Source organism: Leptospira perdikensis (genome assembly GCF_004769575.1).
Taxonomy (GTDB): Bacteria; Spirochaetota; Leptospiria; order Leptospirales; family Leptospiraceae; genus Leptospira_A; species Leptospira_A perdikensis.
Map to the genome: position 1 here is coordinate 81,308 of NZ_RQGA01000014.1, position 17,287 is coordinate 98,594.

At 40.2% G+C, this 17,287-nt stretch carries 20 protein-coding genes and 1 tRNA gene; 18 read left to right on the forward strand and 3 right to left on the reverse strand.

Annotation, left to right across the window (positions count from 1 at the left end; all coding sequences use genetic code 11):
- Positions 1-27: 27 nt before the first annotated feature.
- A tRNA-Glu gene (locus EHQ49_RS13170) sits at positions 28-102 on the forward strand.
- Here the strand turns inward: EHQ49_RS13170 and EHQ49_RS13175 are convergent.
- On the reverse strand, positions 62-961 hold the full coding sequence (locus EHQ49_RS13175; protein WP_135580737.1) for a TIGR02757 family protein: 900 nt from the start codon (positions 959-961) through the stop codon (positions 62-64). The two genes, EHQ49_RS13170 and EHQ49_RS13175, sit on opposite strands and share 41 nt — an antisense overlap.
- Positions 951-1,850, reverse strand: a complete 900-nt coding sequence (locus tag EHQ49_RS13180; RefSeq protein ID WP_135580136.1) for a hydroxymethylglutaryl-CoA lyase — start codon at positions 1,848-1,850, stop codon at positions 951-953. Before EHQ49_RS13180 ends, EHQ49_RS13175 begins: the two co-directional genes overlap by 11 nt.
- 71 nt (positions 1,851-1,921) lie before the next feature.
- On the opposite strand from EHQ49_RS13180, the gene EHQ49_RS13185 reads away from it, so the two are divergent.
- Positions 1,922-2,710, forward strand: a complete 789-nt coding sequence (locus EHQ49_RS13185; RefSeq protein WP_135580137.1) for an ABC transporter ATP-binding protein — start codon at positions 1,922-1,924, stop codon at positions 2,708-2,710.
- On the opposite strand, the gene EHQ49_RS13190 is transcribed toward EHQ49_RS13185, so the two are convergent.
- Positions 2,665-3,681: a tetratricopeptide repeat protein gene (locus EHQ49_RS13190; protein ID WP_135580138.1), complete on the reverse strand. Its 1,017-nt coding sequence runs from the start codon at positions 3,679-3,681 to the stop codon at positions 2,665-2,667. The two genes, EHQ49_RS13185 and EHQ49_RS13190, sit on opposite strands and share 46 nt — an antisense overlap.
- Positions 3,682-3,689: 8 nt before the next feature.
- Between EHQ49_RS13190 and EHQ49_RS13195 the strand changes: the two genes are divergently transcribed.
- From EHQ49_RS13195 to ggt, 16 genes are all read left to right on the forward strand, one after another.
- Positions 3,690-4,310, forward strand: a complete 621-nt coding sequence (locus EHQ49_RS13195) for an ABC transporter ATP-binding protein (protein ID WP_135580139.1) — start codon at positions 3,690-3,692, stop codon at positions 4,308-4,310.
- Positions 4,291-4,947, forward strand: a complete 657-nt coding sequence (locus EHQ49_RS13200) for a heme exporter protein CcmB (RefSeq protein ID WP_135580140.1) — start codon at positions 4,291-4,293, stop codon at positions 4,945-4,947. Before EHQ49_RS13195 ends, EHQ49_RS13200 begins: the two co-directional genes overlap by 20 nt.
- 51 nt (positions 4,948-4,998) lie before the next feature.
- On the forward strand, positions 4,999-5,697 hold the full coding sequence (gene ccsA / locus EHQ49_RS13205) for a cytochrome c biogenesis protein CcsA (protein ID WP_135580141.1): 699 nt from the start codon (positions 4,999-5,001) through the stop codon (positions 5,695-5,697).
- Between the two features lie 3 nt (positions 5,698-5,700).
- Positions 5,701-6,828 carry a PP2C family protein-serine/threonine phosphatase gene (locus EHQ49_RS13210; protein WP_135580142.1) on the forward strand — a complete coding sequence of 376 codons (1,128 nt, stop codon included), beginning with the start codon at positions 5,701-5,703 and terminating at the stop codon, positions 6,826-6,828.
- Positions 6,825-7,682 carry a phosphoribosylaminoimidazolesuccinocarboxamide synthase gene (locus EHQ49_RS13215; RefSeq protein ID WP_135580143.1) on the forward strand — a complete coding sequence of 286 codons (858 nt, stop codon included), beginning with the start codon at positions 6,825-6,827 and terminating at the stop codon, positions 7,680-7,682. Before EHQ49_RS13210 ends, EHQ49_RS13215 begins: the two co-directional genes overlap by 4 nt.
- Positions 7,664-7,912, forward strand: a complete 249-nt coding sequence (gene purS / locus EHQ49_RS13220) for a phosphoribosylformylglycinamidine synthase subunit PurS (protein WP_135580144.1) — start codon at positions 7,664-7,666, stop codon at positions 7,910-7,912. The genes EHQ49_RS13215 and purS overlap by 19 nt, the downstream gene beginning before the upstream one ends.
- Positions 7,909-8,556 (forward strand): phosphoribosylformylglycinamidine synthase subunit PurQ, encoded by a 648-nt coding sequence (gene purQ, locus EHQ49_RS13225; protein WP_135580145.1) that lies wholly within the window; start codon positions 7,909-7,911, stop codon positions 8,554-8,556. The genes purS and purQ overlap by 4 nt, the downstream gene beginning before the upstream one ends.
- Positions 8,557-8,610: 54 nt before the next feature.
- A complete protein-coding gene (locus EHQ49_RS13230) occupies positions 8,611-9,894 on the forward strand; it encodes a sugar phosphate nucleotidyltransferase (RefSeq protein ID WP_135580146.1) in 1,284 nt (427 codons plus the stop codon).
- A gap of 115 nt (positions 9,895-10,009) precedes the next feature.
- The gene (locus EHQ49_RS13235; protein ID WP_135580147.1) at positions 10,010-11,248 is read left to right on the forward strand and encodes an EAL domain-containing protein; all 1,239 of its coding nucleotides are present in this window, start codon (positions 10,010-10,012) and stop codon (positions 11,246-11,248) included.
- Between the two features lie 94 nt (positions 11,249-11,342).
- Entirely contained in the window at positions 11,343-12,095 is a 753-nt protein-coding gene (gene sufC, locus EHQ49_RS13240; RefSeq protein ID WP_135580148.1) for a Fe-S cluster assembly ATPase SufC, read from the forward strand.
- On the forward strand, positions 12,092-13,249 hold the full coding sequence (locus EHQ49_RS13245) for a SufB/SufD family protein (protein ID WP_135580149.1): 1,158 nt from the start codon (positions 12,092-12,094) through the stop codon (positions 13,247-13,249). The genes sufC and EHQ49_RS13245 overlap by 4 nt, the downstream gene beginning before the upstream one ends.
- On the forward strand, positions 13,249-13,563 hold the full coding sequence (locus tag EHQ49_RS13250) for a Rieske (2Fe-2S) protein (RefSeq protein WP_135580738.1): 315 nt from the start codon (positions 13,249-13,251) through the stop codon (positions 13,561-13,563). The genes EHQ49_RS13245 and EHQ49_RS13250 overlap by 1 nt, the downstream gene beginning before the upstream one ends.
- A complete protein-coding gene (locus tag EHQ49_RS13255; protein ID WP_135580150.1) occupies positions 13,560-14,804 on the forward strand; it encodes a cysteine desulfurase in 1,245 nt (414 codons plus the stop codon). Before EHQ49_RS13250 ends, EHQ49_RS13255 begins: the two co-directional genes overlap by 4 nt.
- Positions 14,788-15,210: an iron-sulfur cluster assembly scaffold protein gene (locus EHQ49_RS13260; RefSeq protein WP_135580151.1), complete on the forward strand. Its 423-nt coding sequence runs from the start codon at positions 14,788-14,790 to the stop codon at positions 15,208-15,210. The genes EHQ49_RS13255 and EHQ49_RS13260 overlap by 17 nt, the downstream gene beginning before the upstream one ends.
- Entirely contained in the window at positions 15,207-15,530 is a 324-nt protein-coding gene (locus EHQ49_RS13265) for a metal-sulfur cluster assembly factor (protein WP_135580152.1), read from the forward strand. Before EHQ49_RS13260 ends, EHQ49_RS13265 begins: the two co-directional genes overlap by 4 nt.
- A complete protein-coding gene (gene ggt / locus EHQ49_RS13270; RefSeq protein WP_135580153.1) occupies positions 15,527-17,287 on the forward strand; it encodes a gamma-glutamyltransferase in 1,761 nt (586 codons plus the stop codon). Before EHQ49_RS13265 ends, ggt begins: the two co-directional genes overlap by 4 nt.

The window sequence follows — 17,287 nt, forward strand, 5'->3', positions numbered from 1 at the left end:
ATCACTCTTAAAACGTTCTTCTCAATCGGTGCCATCGTCTAATGGTTAGGACACAAGGTTTTCATCCTTGCAATCGGGGTTCAATTCCCCGTGGCACTACCAAACAAACCTCATTCAAATAACAATTTTCACAAACACCTTTCTGATACTCTGCTTTGCATTTTTCAATGATTCCCACTCTCGTTAAATAAAAGTCATATAACAACGGATCGTCGGGATTTAGTTTCAGAAAAAAATCTTTTATGAGATAAGCCTCTTTTGATCCAAAACTTTTACGTGTTGTGATTCCTAAAATTTGAATTAACTTTTGAATATGAACATCCAAAGGAAAAGGAATCTGGTTTGGTTTTATCTTTTGATAAATTCCAAAATCAGGATAGGAGGATCGCACCATCCATCTCAAAAATAGAGAGAGTCGTTTTTTGGGAGACTTTGAGGTGGACTTACCGATTAAAAATTGAAGGCCGTAGGTGAGGGTCTTATTTCCATTCGTTTTCTTTAGTTCCATTTCCCAAAAACTTTGAAACCTTTGGAGGGAGATTACTTCCTGGAATTCACCCTGATTCGGATCTAAAAATTTCGATTCGAGGAGTGGGGACTTGGGCTCCATTTCATTGAGAACTCGTGCTAAGGTTTGAAAGAAAACTTGGTTGTCCTTTTTAGTTTGAAAACGATAGACATTTAATCCTTTCAGAAAGGTTTGAAATAATTCCCCGGATTCTTTCAAAGTTTGAAAAGGAGAGGGTCCAAGTCCGGCAAATATCGGTTTTAAAAACCCTTGGATACTTTTGACATTCCCATAGGCATAAAGACAGGAGATAAAAGAAATGATCTCGATATCCAATGGGTTTTTGTATTGTTTGGGAAAACAAATGGGATCGGTATCGAGATAGGTAATCTTTTGGTATTTTTTTTTAAGGTCTTCTAGTTTTGAATGGAGGAGTTTTGAATCAATCGGCATTTTTCATTGCGATATAAGTTCTTGAGGAAAGTTTTCTTCCAATCCTTTCTTCCATAAACCGACTAGCTTCGATTAGAGAGTCGAGTTGGATTCCCGTTGTATAACCTTCTTTGTGAAGAAAATAAACTAAATCTTCCGTGGCTACATTACCTGCTGCACCTTTGGCGTAAGGACAACCTCCGAGCCCACCAGAAGAACTATCAAAGCTACGAATTCCCATAGTGAGAGCTTGTTTGATATTGGCGATCGCCATACCGTAGGTATCATGGAAATGACCTGCTAGGTAAACCTTTGGAATTTTTTTGAGTAGAACATTCAAAAGTGATTCAACCTCTGTGGGTACGGCAACGCCAATCGTTTCACCCAAAGAGATTTCGTAAACCCCTGCATCTAACAATCGTTCGGCGATCTCTAGCGTTCGTTCTGGTTTGATTTTACCTTCATAGGGACAGGATATCACCGTTGAGATATAACCTCTTACTTTGATTCCATCGGATTTTGCTTCCGTGAAGATAGGTTTAAAAAAATCCAAACTCTCTTCGATGGACATATTGATATTTTTTTTCGTGAATGTTTCTGAGGTTGCCGTAAATACTGCAACTTCCGTAAATCCAGATTCTTTCGCTCCTTCATACCCTTTGGTATTCGGAGTCAGGCAAGAAAATTGGACTTGGCTCTGGAATTTAGGAAGGACGAGGCCTGCAAGTTCGATGGCATCAGCCATTTGCGGAATACGATCCTTTCTGACAAAAGAAGTGAGTTCTATATGTTGGAGGCCGCTTTCTACTAGACGAGATACGAATTCGAATTTATCCTGAGTGGAGAGAATGGTTTTTTCGTTTTGTAGTCCATCTCTTGGTCCCACTTCCGTGATTTTAATTTGTTCCAATTCCCAAGTCTCCTTACCTTTCAGCTTCCCTTTGGAAATAAGAAACGCAATGATTTTATGGAGTGAATCTGATGTTTACTCTTAAAAATATTTCTGTCAAAATCGGCACTCGTTCTTTGTTAAAGGATATCAATCTCTCCGCCGAGTCTAAACAAATTACTGGCCTTGTAGGTAAATCAGGTTCTGGAAAGTCCACCTTGTTCCGATTGGCATTGGGGCTTTTGGATCCCGCGGATGGATATGAATGGGCTGGGTCGCTTTTATGGAATGGGGAACAACTACCAGCAAAACAAAATCCCAAAGTCCAACCGGTTTTCCAGGATCCTTTTGCCAGTTTTTCTCACTTAGGGACTATGTTCGAATTGTTACTAGAACCTGCGCGTATCAAACATCAGTATTTTTTGAGTAATCAAACAAAACAAAATGAATGGGAAAAAATTGGAACTTTTTGTGAAAGATTAGATCTTTCTAAAGATTTATTAAAAAAAACAAAACAAGAGTTAAGTGGTGGTCAGCTGCAGCGTTTTGCAATCTTGCGAGCGTTACTTACAAAGCCAGAGTATTTACTTTTGGATGAACCTGTTACTGCTTTGGACGTGCTTGTTCAAAAAAAAATTGCTGAAGAACTGAAACAAATCAACAAAACTGAAAATCTAGGAATGTTCATTGTATCTCATGATTTAGGTTTTTTATCTTATATGTGTGATCAGATTTTTGTTTTGGATGAGGGTCAGATTGTAGAGTCTGGTGAACCTGAAAAAGTTTTAGCTCATCCGAAATCGCAATTATTAAAAAGTTTACTCGCAGCAAGAGATCATTCGTTTGGCGGAGTTGTTTCTTCTTCTGAATCATCTAACTGAGTTCGTTTGGCCTCAGCAAATTTTTTAGCGATGTCTCGCCTTCTTGTTATCACTTTGGAAGAGACTGTAGCAAAGAAGGGGTCATTGGTGAAACTTAACATCTTTGTGTATTCTTCTTCTGCCGTTTCATAGTCTGTTACTTTGGACGCTGTTTCTGCAAAATAATAATGAAATTTTTTATCGTAAGGTTTTGGTTTTCCTTCCGCAGTTGAGAGTGTTGTTCGATTGAAGATTTTGTAAGCAATGTGGAAATTTCCCTTTTCCATTTCAAGCCTTGCAAATCCTAATTTGACATTCGGACTTTCTTCTTCAATGGTGAGGGCTTTGTTTAAATAAAGAAGGGCGCGGTTTTTGAGTCCTGTAGCCAGATAATGATCAGCAAGACGAATGAGAGCTTCCGTATCATAGGGATTTTTTTCCACTGCCAGTTTGTAATTCATAATCGCATAATAAACTTGCCTTGTGATTTCGGATAGGATTGCGATGTGTAAGTAGGTCTTAAAATACTCAGGCATTTCCGCTTTAGCGTATTCAAATTCCACGAGAGCTTTTTCATACTTCATCTCCAGTGAATACAATCTTCCCAAATTATAACGGAAGGGGAAAAATTGGGGATCAAAACGAATCCCAGCTTCTAGACGTTTGATGACCTCTGCTCGAACATTTGGTTTTCCATTCAGTAAAATTTCAATGGTATCGTTATTCCATTTCCCTGAATTGGTGATGGTTTCTGTTCCATAACTAAAACTTCCATTGGATTTAGGTGGGTCCCCCTGGAAGAGTTTTCCTCGAGCCAAAATGAAGTCTTCTTTGTGATAGATAAAAGAACCGTTTGGAAAATCGGATGTATCAAACTCCTGGTCTTTACCCCATAGGATCTCAGGATATTCCTGGTTTCCTATGAGTTTTTGTCCCCAAATGATTGTGGGAAATAAAAACAGAAGTGCGAGACTGAAGCTACGGAAGAACATGGTGTAGAATGAACCAAACCCTTTTGGAAACAAAAGCGCTTACTATAAATGTCGGCGAAAAGGTCTTACTGAGAGAGATCAATCTTTCTTTTTTTCAGACCGGACTTGTCGCAGTGCTTGGAGAAAATGGAGCAGGGAAGTCCACTCTCCTTAAAGAAATTTACCACCATTCTCCGTCTTCTGCAAAATGGAAATGGAATCAGGGCAAAAAAAAACTCGCTTACCTTGGTCATGAACTTGGATTTTATTCCTCGCTCAGTTTAGAAGAAAATTTGGACTATTTCGCTAAGTTAGATGAGAAGGCACCCGATCTGGAGAAACAGACCAAAATTTTAGAAGCATTCCGATTGCAGAAACGAATTTGGGATCCCATTCATACTTTTTCTCGTGGTATGAAACAAAAGGCAGCCATCCTTCGAGTTTTACTTTCGTCTGCTGATATCATTCTTTTTGATGAACCTTATACGGGCCTTGATGCCGACTCTTCAAAAATCTTCACTGAACTTTTGAATCTCGAATCAAAATCCAGACTCATTCTAATTGTACTTCATTCCATACCGGAGGGATTGCAGTGTACCTCCCAGTTGAAGATGGAAAAGGGAGGTGTTTTTGTTACTCACCTTACTTAAAAAAGAATTTTATCTGATTGGTCGTTCTCTTGGGGGAATTGTTTCCCTTCTCACTTTGAGTATCTCCGTGGTTTTTATTTTTTATACCTCAATCGAAGTGAACGAGATGTTATCTGAACGGAGCATTCGCGGAGTCAAATGGGCCATTATTTTTTTGCTCAACTTTGTGATTGTAAGCCAAAGCCTTTGGGAAGAACGCGAGTCCATGGGATGGGAAGCAAGTCTTTCGTTTGTGAGCCCCATTTCTCTTTATTTAGCAAAATCACTCGCCATTTGGTTTTGTACGATTTTAGTGAACGCGTGCCTTGTTCTCGTCCTTTCTGTTTTTTTTCAAAACATGACTGTGGACCGGTACTTCGGGGAGTGGTTATTTGCTAATTTGGGGAGTGGTTGTTTGGTTTTTCTTGGAGTCTCTCTTGGCCTCATTGCTTTCGAAAGCCGCCTAAAAGAAATCATCATTCCTTTGTTGCAACTTCCCTTTTCCATCCCACTTTTCCTTTTTGGATTGGAGGCAGAACATAGGTATTGGCTGGAACCAGGGTTTTACCTACCTTCCGTAGGTTTACTTTTGTTTTTTATGTTATTTTATGCAACTCTTGGTTCGGTGATGATTGAGATTCTAAGGAATGAGCGTTAAGCCCTTGTTTTCTCCTCGAATTTCTGCCAATCTTTGAAAATCTGGAAAAAAATGGAACGTAAGATTCGGATATTCCACCCTGTTTTCGACATCGGTTTTTATCTTGTTGTATGTACGTCACTTGTCTTTGCCGTGATCGTTTCGTTAGTTTATCCGAACGTCATTTTAGAGCAAGGCCTAAGCCACAGAATTTTTTATTTGCATGTGCCTGTCGCCTGGGTTGCGTTATATGGCCCAATTCTATCCTTTCTTTTTTCATTGGTATTTCTTTTTACACGAAATATGCTTTGGGATAGGCTTGCTTTCACTGCAAACCAACTTGCTTTTTTATTTGCCCTCGGTGTTTTATTTTCTGGACCCATTTGGGCATACAGTGCTTGGGGAGTGCCTTGGGATAAAACAGACGCTAGGTTGCAGTCTTTTTTTATTCTTTGTATTTCACTTGTGAGTTATTTTATTTTTCGTTATTTAGTTCCTTCAAAGTCCAAAAAAGCCATCCTTTCTGCTTACCTTTCTGTCCTTTGTGCGGTGAGTGCCATCCTTACCTGGGGTGCCATTCGTTGGATTGAAAACCCAGGAAACCACCCGGGTAGTGTTCTTGGAAAAGGTGGGATGGATTCAGATATGAAACAAAGTATGTGGCTCGGGGTCATCGCCTTCCACTTTCTGTTCCTTTTCCTTTTTCTTGTTTCCAACCGTAGCGAAAAAATCCAAGATATCAGATCCAAGCTGAAATCGGAACTGGACTAATTCATGGCAGAAGTTGAATCCATTCATACCATCTTGATTGTGGATGATGTTCCCGAAAATGTGGAACTTTTGAAATACCTCTTACAACAAGAAGGATTCAAGACTTATACGGCTTATTCAGCGGAAGAGGCGCGACTTGTTCTTTTAAACACTGCAATTGATACACTTCTGTTAGATGTCAACATGCCCGTTCAGGATGGTTTTTCTTTTTGTCGCGAACTTCGGACTATGGATCAGTTCAAACTTCTTCCTATTCTTTTCATCACCTCCATCGAAAGAGAAGTTGGTTTCCAGGAAGCGATGAAAAACGGCGGGGATGATTTTATCAACAAACCATTCAATAAAAGAGAATTAGTTGCTAAAATCCATTCCGTCATCCGTTTGAAAGACTTACAAGACGAGTTGTACAGACAAAAAAGTAAATACGAAAAAGAATTACAAACAGCAAGACGGGTTCAAGACCAACTCATTCCTGAAAAAAGTTTTATTTGGAATGGAATCAAAGCACAAACCTTGTTCCATCCTTATTTACAAATTGGTGGTGACTTTGTTGATTCCTGGATTGAGGAAAAAAAACTTCATATAGTCATCGCTGATTGTTCAGGACATGGACCAAGTGCAGCACTCATCGGTGCGATGTTTAAAATGCAATTATTCAACTTGGTAGCGACTATGGGTTTACGGGAACGAGTAGAACATTTACGAAAAAACATGGAGTTAGTACTTCCAGAAGACTATGCCATTACTTTTTGTTATGCGATTATTGATCAGGAACTAAAACTTTCTTATATCAATGGGGGGCATCCTGCACCTATTGTTTATATCGACGGTGAAACCAAGTTTTTAAAAGGTATGAGTCCTATGATTATGGGGATCAACTTCACCGCAAACGATGAAGTACAAACCGTACAACTAAAAAGTGGGTCGTTGTTTTTTATGTACACGGACGGCGCTAGTGAAGCGATGAATTCCCAATCCGAATACATTACGGAAGAGGGAATGAAAGAAATCTTTCATGAGTCTGTAAAGTCGGGAACGGATATTTTGCAGGCAGTTCAAAGTAAAATTTTAGAATTCTGCGGGGCTTCGACTCCGAGTGATGATATGGCTATGGTGTGTATACAGTTATGATTCCGGTTCCTACTTATAAAGGTAAAGTTCGAGATGTTTATGATTTGGGGGATTCACTTCTCCTTGTAGCGACAGATCGAATCTCTGCATTTGATGTCGTTTTTGAAGAACCAGTTTTGGATAAGGGCAAAATCCTAACTCGAATCTCCACTGCTTGGTTTCGTTTTTTTCCTGAAATTCAAAACCATTTGATCACAGACGATGTTTCTAAATTTCCAAGCCCCTTTCAAAATGAAGAATCCCTTCGCGGTCGTTCGGTTCTTGTAAAAAAGGCCAAACGAATTGATTTTGAATGTGTGGTTCGGGGATACTTAACCGGATCTGCTTGGAAGGAATACAAAACGGATGGAACCATCGCCCAAGTCAAATATCCCCAAGGAATCCTTGAGTCTTACAAGTTTGAAACTCCCATCTTTACACCGGCCAGGAAAAATGATTCCGGCCATGATGAAAATGTGAGTGAAGGCACAATGGAAGCGGAAGTTGGCGAAGAACTGTTTTCCCAGCTAAAAAATCTTTCCTTGCAACTCTACAACAAAGCCCACGACCTTATGGCCAAACAAGGAATCCTCCTTTGTGATACAAAATTTGAATTTGGACTAATTGACGGAAAACCCATCTTAATTGATGAAATCCTGACCCCGGATTCTTCCCGGTATTGGGACGGCAGCACCTACGAACTCGGAAAAACGCCTGCCAGTTTTGATAAACAAATTCTCAGGAATTGGCTCGAATCCACGGATTGGGACAAAAATCCTCCCGCTCCCGCTTTGCCCGAATCCTTGATCCTAGAACTACGTAAAAAATACTTGGAATTGGAAGATAAAATCACGCTATGTTTGTCGCAAAAATAAACGTTACCCTCAAAGAATCGGTTCTTGACCCACAAGGCCAGACCGTTCTCCGCACCCTTCATGACCAAGGGAAAACTTCTATCTCTGATCTAAGAGTGGGAAAATACATCGAAATGAAAATTACTGCCAGTTCCCAATCGGATGCAGAAACCTCTGCCAAAGAAATTTGTGAATCCTTACTTGTGAACCAAGTGATTGAGACTTACCGGTTGGTTGTGGAGAAGGTATGAAGGTTCGAGTGATTACCTTTCCTGGATCCAACTGTGATAAGGATGTGGGATCTGTTCTCGAATCTGAATTTGGAGCCAAGGTAGATTACACTTGGTATAAAGAATCTTTTTCCGACAGTCCTGATCTTGTGGTTTTACCAGGTGGATTTTCCTTTGGAGATTATTTACGATGTGGGGCTATGGCAAAATTTTCCAATGCTATGGAATCCGTTGTGAGTTATGCAAACAAAGGAGGAAAGGTATTAGGAGTTTGTAATGGATTTCAAATCCTTACGGAGTCGGGACTCCTTCCTGGTGCTTTACTCCATAACAGAACTTTAAAGTATATTTGTAAAGATGTGGATCTCATTCCTGTTTCTGAAAACAAAATTGCCCAAGGGATCAAAGGAACACTATCCATTCCGATTGCTCATGGGGAAGGTGCTTACTTTGCTGATGCGAATACTTTAGAACGATTAGAAAAAAATGGCCAAGTGGTTTTTCGTTACAAACAAAACCCTAATGGATCTTTAAATGATATCGCAGGGATTTGTAATGAAGCTGGAAACGTTCTAGGAATGATGCCCCATCCAGAACGCGCCATAAATCCTTATACAGGAAAGATGGACGGAAAACAAATTTTAGAAGTTCTATTAAAAAAATAGAAATCTTTTTAACCTTTTCTTGCTTTTTCGTCCAATTGAATTACAAGGGAAGGTATGCGATTTCAAGAAGACTCTATTGATTGTGTAGACTTCATTCTCAAAAAAGATGAAGTTTTGACCATCATCTTAGGTGGAGGAAAAGGAACTCGTTTATTACCTCTTACAGAAAAAAGATCGAAACCCGCCGTGAGTTTCGGTGGTAAATACCGCCTCATAGACATTCCTATTTCTAATTCACTGAATAGTGGGTTTGAAAAAATTTTTATCTTAACCCAGTTTAACTCATATTCTCTAAATCGTCATATTAACCGAACTTATGCGACCAATAATATCCACCAAAAGAGTTTTGTGGAAATCATTGCTGCCGAACAAACGGTATCCAGTGCCAATTGGTTTGAAGGCACAGCTGACGCCGTAAGAAAAGTTTTGCCCTATATCCGAGAACAAAAACCCAAATATGTTCTTATTCTTTCTGGTGATCAGTTATACAATATGGATCTTTCTGATTTTATGCAGAGCCATTTGATGGATCCCGAAACAGAAATCTCTGTTGCCACCAATGCCATTTCCGAAGATCAAATTTATGGACTAGGAATTGTAAAGGCAGGAGTGGGTGGGTTCATCCAGGAATTCATTGAAAAACCCCAAGACATCTCTCAGGTAGAATCCTGTCGCACAAAGAACGGTAATTTCCTCGCCAATATGGGAATTTATATTTTTAATACATCCACACTCATCGATGTATTGGAAGATCGCAATATGGCTGACTTTGGAAAAGAAATATTACCAAAGGCCATTCGCGAACGAAAAGTAAAAGCTTATACTTACGACGGTTATTGGGAAGACATTGGAACCATCAAAGCTTTTTACGAAGCCAACTTGATGTTAACTGACCATATCCCTAAGTTCAACCTTTACTTGGAAAAAACTCCCATCTACACTAGGGCAAGGGCCCTTCCACCCTCTAAGATCAATCAGGCGGTGGTGAACCAAGCTCTCATTTCAGAAGGAACCATCCTCAACCAATGTGAAGTGCACCGTTCCATCATTGGGGTGCGTCAACTCATTGCTTCTGGTACCAAAATTTACGATTCCATTATCATGGGACTCGACCATTACGGATACTTTGACCGGAAGTCAGGAAAGATACCCATTGGGATTGGACCTAACTGTGAAATACGACGGACAATTGTCGACAAAGACTGCGCGATTGGAGCCAACGTTCGGCTGTTAAACGAACAGAACCTCCAAGAATATGAAGACGAATACGTGCGGATTCGGGAGGGGATTATCGTGGTTCCGCGTCATACAGCAGTCCCTGATGGGTACACCATCTAGGAAATATTGACATATTTAAGTCAAAATTAAGGCAAAATTCCTTTAGATTGTCTCAAATTTGGGGATTTTGACTTGTCAGTTTTGAACTTAGTTCTAAGGTGGACGAAAGGGAACCATGTTCACAACGGAATCAACGGAAGGAAACCAGTTTTGGAACGAGACATACTTTGTCCCTCATTTCCAACCCATAGTCAACGCAATCAATCGCTCGATTTCAGCCTACGAAGTACTCGGAAGGCAGTTCAATCCGAAAGAGAACACTTATGAATCTTTGGGAAGTCTCTTTCATAATAGGGACCAAGACCCAGTTCCGGTCTATAATATTGACCGCATCCTTCGGGAAAAGGCGGTCAAAACCTTAAAAGAGAGCAACCTCCGCACCAAACTCTTTTTCAATATGATGCCGAACTTCCTATCAAGGGTTCATCATACGGATCTTTTTGCTGAAAACTTTCATATCATCCAACTCATTGAAAAATATGGAATCGATCGCAACCAAGTGGTCATCGAAATCACGGAAGACGAGTTTGACGGGTCTATTGACCGTCTCATCCAAATCGTACAGATCTTTCGCGATTATGGGCTTAAAATTGCCATCGATGATTTGGGAACCGGTTTTTCCAACTTAGAAAGAATTGGTTATTTGCATCCTGACATTATGAAGGTCGACATTCGCATCATGAGAGAGAGTTTGAATAAAAATTCCTTCAAACAAGTTCTCGGTGCCATTTCGGAAATGTCTCAAAAGCTCGGAAGCCAACTTCTTTTTGAGGGGATTGAAACCGAAGAAGAGGTGAATCTTGCCCTTTCTATGGGAGCCAACCTTCTGCAAGGATTCTATTTTTCGACTCCGAATCCGCATTTTCTGAACCGAAATACTTTCTCTGATAAAATGAAAACTGTCCTCGAAAACTTCTCCAGTGTTCGTTCCAAAGAACTCCGAGAAAAGGGGGTTCGGGAGCAAAGGATCATTGACCAACTCCAAGACCTGTTTTATGAACTTTCCGATGTCAAAGAGGAGGATTTTTCCTACCGGTTTGGGCAAATCCTAAGTTCTTTACCAAGAGAAATCCTTAAGGTCTTCGTTTGTGATGCAGAAGGCTACCAAATCACTCCTACTTACGATTTGGATCGGATGAACGGAGGGTATTTGGAACGGTCACGCCAAATTGGAAACAACTATGCTTGGAAACCATACTTTTTAAAACACAAAGAGGAGTCGGAACGGTTTCGCAAAAAATGGGGGGTTACTTACCCACTTTATGATATTTCCAACCAAAACCAATATGTGATTTTCACCTTCTCTCTTATGAATGGAAAGATCCTGATTGCACAGGTAGGTTGGTCGGAATAGAATCTTGTTTTTTTTGAGTGGTGCATTTTCCTGGTAGAAGGGATTCGTCTAAAATATAGAATCATTCTAAATATATACAAAACAGGAAACCACCTTGTCCGCTATTCTCGAAATTAAATCTCTACACGCTAATGTAGGGGACAAAACGATCCTCCGAGGGGTCAATCTCTCCATCGGGGCCGGTGAAGTTCATGCCATTATGGGTCCCAATGGATCGGGAAAGAGTACACTTTCCAATGTAATTCTTGGCCACCCAAAATATACGATTACTTCTGGAGATATCCTCTTTCGAGGAGAATCCATTTTAAATAAAACAACTGATGAAAGGGCAAGACTCGGACTCTTTTTGTCCTTCCAATACCCAACGGCACTGCCTGGTGTTACAATTGGAAACTTTCTAAAGTCCATCCTCAAAGCACATCGTGGGAAAGATGTTCCAGTTAAGGAATTTAAACAAGAATTAAAACAATCAATGGATCTTTTGGACGTTCCTCAGTCGTTTATTGGTCGTTATGTGAATGATGGCTTTTCTGGTGGTGAAAAAAAACGCGCTGAAATTTTGCAAATGAGTTTATTAAAACCGATTCTATCTATTTTAGATGAAACAGATTCGGGACTTGATATTGATGCATTACGAATTGTATCAGAAGGAATCAATTCCAACAGAAATCCAGAACGTTCCATTTTACTCATCACTCACTACCAAAGGATGTTGAATTATATTGTTCCTGATTTTGTTCACGTATTTGCAGACGGCCGCATATTAGAAACAGGTGGCAAAGACCTTTCCTTAAAACTAGAAGAAGTCGGTTATGATTGGATTTTGGAGAGAGAAGGAGTCAAATGAATTCTTCACTTACACGTAATCGTTTTGTTCTCTCGAAAGAACGAACCGAAGTGTTTCGTAAATCTCTGTATGAAGTTTGGAACCAATTAGAAATTCCTTCCGATTCAGATGAGGCATGGAGAAAGTTCCCTGTGGGTTCTGTTGATTGGAAAGAGTTACAGTTTGATCCCAAATCCATTTCTTTAGAAATCAAAGAGGACTGGGACACTGAACATTCATTACCTGAAGAAACTATTAACGAAATTCTTTCCGATATTATTAAATTCACACCTAAGGATTATTTTGCTTTTCTTAGTTTGATTGCTACTCCACGGATTGAAGTGATTCTTTTGGATGAAGGAGAAAGTGAATTTGATTTTGAAGAGTTTGGTGATGGGCCTAAGTTTTCTGTTCGAATTTTCTATTTACAATCGGGTCGTACTGCCAAAACCCAAGTCCGAATGGAAAGTATCCACGAAACAGAAGTCCTTCATATGTCCTCTTCCCTTGATTTCTATGTTGCGGGAGAATCATCTTATTTAGAAATCTTAGATAAAGAAACCAGCGATTTAGATTTGTACCGCTTCCGCAATATTTGTATCCTTGGTCGCAATGACTCACATGTAAAATACCATCTTTATCCGACCGGTGGGTTCCGTTCCAAATTATTTTTACATGCTCACTTACTTGGTAAAGGTGCTGAAGTCACTGTGGATGGTGTGTCTGCTCTTGGAGGACGGAATCTAAAAGATTTGGATATGGGAATGTATCACCATGCAGACCATACCACAAGTAAAATTAGTTATAAAGCCATAGTCACGGATAAGTCCCACCATATTTTTACAGGAAATTTGATTATCCCACCAAACTTAAAAAAGGTGACAGCCCACCAAGAATCCTTCAATCTTTCTTTAAACAAAAAAGCAAGAGCGGAAGCAAACCCCAAATTAGAAGTTTTAGCAGAAGATGTATCTTGTACACATGGTGCCACTGTTGGTGATATTGACGAAGAACAGTTTTTTTATCTCCTCTCTCGAGGTCTGACACCGGCAGAATCTAAGTCCTTACTTGTGACTGCATTTTATGGAGAAACCATCCATTCCATTGGGTTTTCGGAAGAAGTCAAATTGTCTTTGGAATCGAGAATCAAAGAGATTCTTTTGGGAGGCAAATGATGGCCTTTAAAAAATTGATATCTGTTTCAGAAGTAACAGAAGGTAGTCTGGTCGTTGTGAAAACTCGTCATTTTAACGTGGTGGTAACACGAGTCGAAGGTGACTATTTTGCTTTTGAAGATTCTTGTACTCATGACGGGGAGGAGATATCTTGCGGAAAATTAGAAGGTTCTGTCATTACTTGCCCCAGACATTTTGCTAAATTTGATGTTCGCAACGGAAAGGTTTTGGCTCTTCCTGCAACCGAACCTCTCGTGATTTTTCCGGTTCGAGTGAATGGTGCAGATTTGGAAGTGGATTTGGAGGCGGTATGAGTTTAGATCCTTACCAAATCAGAAAAGACTTTCCTATATTGTCTCGGATTTTGCCAAACGGAAAACCACTTGTCTATCTAGACAATGGAGCTTCCTCACAAAAACCAAAGTCTGTGATTGATGCCACTAATGAGTATTATTCGAATGATAATGCTAATATTCATAGAGGGGTATATTATTTATCCCAACATGCAACCGAACTATTTGAACGCACTAGAATCAAAACCTCTCATTTTTTTCAGGCACAGTGTGCGAAGGCCATTATCTTCACTCGGGGAACAACAGATGCGATCAATTTAGTCGCACAGACCTGGGGCAGAACCAATATCAGTGAAGGGGATGAGATTGTTTTATCGGTTCAGGAACACCATTCCAATTTAGTTCCGTGGCAGATGTTGGCTTTGGAAAAAAAAGCTTTTTTGAAATTCATTCCTATCAAAGAAGATACCACTTACGATTTATCCAACCTAAATGAAATCATTACCAAAAGAACGAAATTAGTTGCGATCAGTCAAATGTCCAATGTGACAGGTACGATTCATGATTTAACAAAGATTATCGATCGTGTTCGCCAAGTAGGGGCTAAGATTTTAGTCGATGGGGCACAGGCGGCTTGCCATATGCCCATTCACTTAGTGGATATGGATGTAGACTTTTATGCGTTTTCAGGTCATAAGATGCTTGGGCCTACAGGAGTGGGAGTTCTTTTTGGTAAGGAAGAAATTCTAGAAGCTATGCCACCTTGGCTTGGCGGTGGTGACATGATTGAATCGGTGGAACTCGAAAGTTCTACCTATGCGGCCCTTCCTGCCAAACTCGAAGCGGGAACTCCAAATATTGCTGGTGTTATTGGATTTAGTCATGCTTTGGATTATTTACAAAAAGTGGGAATGAAGAATATCAAAGAACATGAGCGCATGTTAGTTGAATATGCCTTGGAACGATTGAATCGGATTGGTGGTCTTCAGATTTATGGAACGGAGGATTTAGACAAAAGGGGAGGAGTTGTTTCTTTCACTATGGAGGGAATCCATCCTCATGATGTCGGTTCTATTTTGGATGAAGAGGGTGTTGCCATTCGTGTGGGCCACCACTGCTGCCAACCATTAATGAAACAATTATCCATTCCGGGAACTTGTAGGGCTTCATTTTATCTCTACAATACAAAAGAAGATATAGATGCTCTTGTCCATTCCATTGACAAAGTAAAATCAATATTCGGTCGTGTCGCAAGAAAGTAACTTTGAAGATTTCCTTCGTTGGAAATCCTTTGCTGTTTGGGAAAAACCATTGATCGACCACCAAGTGGTCAAAGGTTTAAACCCTCTTTGTGGTGATGAAATTTTTATCTACTACCATAAGGATAAAAACCATTCAATCCAAATTTTAGGACTTGGTGGTGAGTCTTGTTCTATTTGTTCTGCAGCAGCAGGTCTTCTTTTTCGAAATAAATCGACACTGCAGCGAAAAGATTTTCAGTCATATCTATTAGAAAGGAAAAATTTTTTGGAAGGGGCGGATTCTGGCTTGTTTCAAGATCCAGAAGAGATATCCTTTTTTAGAACCCTTCGAACACATCCTGGTCGTTATCGTTGTGGACTTTTGCCATGGCAAACCTTAGTGAAATTGAGTGAGGAAATGAAATGATTCGTGATCCTGAAACAGAGAAAGAATGGGAAGTATTCCATAGTGTTCGTATGGTAGAAGATCCAGAAATTGGAATTTCGCTCATCGAACTTGGTTTGATTTATGATATCAAAGTGGAAGGGGAAAAGGCGGACATCACCATGACCTATACTTCTCTTGCTTGCCCTGCCGGTCCACAAATGAAACAAGACATTGAAAACCATGCCCTTCGTGTGGATGGGATTAATGAAGCCGTTGTACATGTTGTTTGGAATCCGAAATGGGAACCTCGCGCTATGGCAAGCGAAGAAGCTAAAATGCAAATGGGGATCTTCGATTGAGTTTTTCCTATCGAACCACGTTTTTATTTCTAGTTTTATTTTTAATTAACAGTTGTGAGACGATTCCCTTTCTTCAGGATTCATTCCGAGGAAAACTTGAGAATCCCACAACCATTCCGCAAATTGAAGGCTCAGCTGACAAACGAAGTCGTTATGAATTTTCGGGAAAAGAAATTATCATTTCATCCGACCATCCTTTAGCCTCCCAAGCCGGAATGGAAGTTTGGAAACAAGGTGGGAATGTGGTGGATGTTTTTACTGCTTCCAGTTTTGCCATCTCTGTCCTTCGCCCTCATTCTACGGGCTTATTAGGTGGAGGATTTGCGGTCATTCATTTGCCAGCAAAAGGAAAATGGGCTTATGACTTTCGGGAACGTTCTCCCAAAATGGGAACTTCTTCTTTTTACTTAAATCCGGATGGCTCGGTAATTTCAGGTAAAACTTTAAAAGGTGCTTATAGTGCCGGGGTTCCTGGAACCGTTCAAGGAGTTTTACAAATCCAGAAACAACATGGAAAATTACCTTTAAATACTGTCATTGCACCTGCACTCCGTTATGCGAGGAGTGGATTTTCTGTTTATAATGATTTAGCGGGGGCCATTTCTAAAACTTGGCCAGAAATGAATCCGGCTATGAAAAAGGTTTTTGGGATTGATAACCGGGCGATACGAGAAGGGGAACTTCTCATCCAAGAAGATTTTGCTAAAACTTTGGAGAGGATCATTGAAAACGCAGAGAAAGAGTTTTTGGATGGAGAAACCATCCAACTTCTTTCCAAGTATTATTCAGACTATGAAAACTTTATGACGGTTGAGGATTTTAAAAATTACCAAGTGAAAATCAGTGATCCTCTGATTAGTTCTTCTTGGGGACATACCATTCTCACCATGCCACCTCCTAGCTCTGGAGTTCATCTTGTCACTATGATGAATTTGTATTCGGAAATGCAGAAACGAAATACTTTTCCTAAAGGAAACATTGGTGAAGTCATTCGCATTACGGAAGCTATGCGAGTAGCTTACAGGGACCGGGCAGAACTTGGAGGAGATCCTTTATTCACAACTGTCCCTGTATCCAGACTTTTATCTTCTGGTTATACCAAAGAGGAAGTAAACGAAATTGAAAAAAAGGTAGTCTCAGGAAGTTGGCCCGTTTTGAAAGACGAAGGTAAAAAACCGGAATCATACAATACCACACATATTTCGATTATGGATAAGGATGGAAATGCAGTCTCCACAACCCAATCGGTAAATGGAATTTTTGGAGCCGTCCAAATGGTCCCAGGTACTGGCCTTGTTTTAAACAATACCATGGACGACTTTGCTGTAGCACCTGGAGTTCCCAATCTTTATGGACTTGTGGGCTCCAAGGCCAATGCCATTGAACCCGGGAAAACTCCACTTTCCAGTATGAGTCCGACTATCCTTCTAGATGAGGCTGGTAAAACGAAAATGGTGATTGGAGCGCCCGGCGGTTCCCAAATCCCAACCTCAATTTTTAATACGCTTTATCGGTATTTGGTCCAGAAAGAAAACCTCTACGAAAGTGTAGCTTATCCTAGGATCCACCACCAATTCCAACCCGATCGGATTTTTTTAGATCCAGAAATAAAAGACTCCTTTCCCCAATCGGAATTACCATTTTATCAAGTCCAATATATTAGGCATCGTGCGAAAGTATTTGCCGTGACGAGAGAGGGAGACCGCCTGATCGGCGTGTCAGATCCCAAAGGGGAAGGAGTCCCTTTAGGTTTTTAA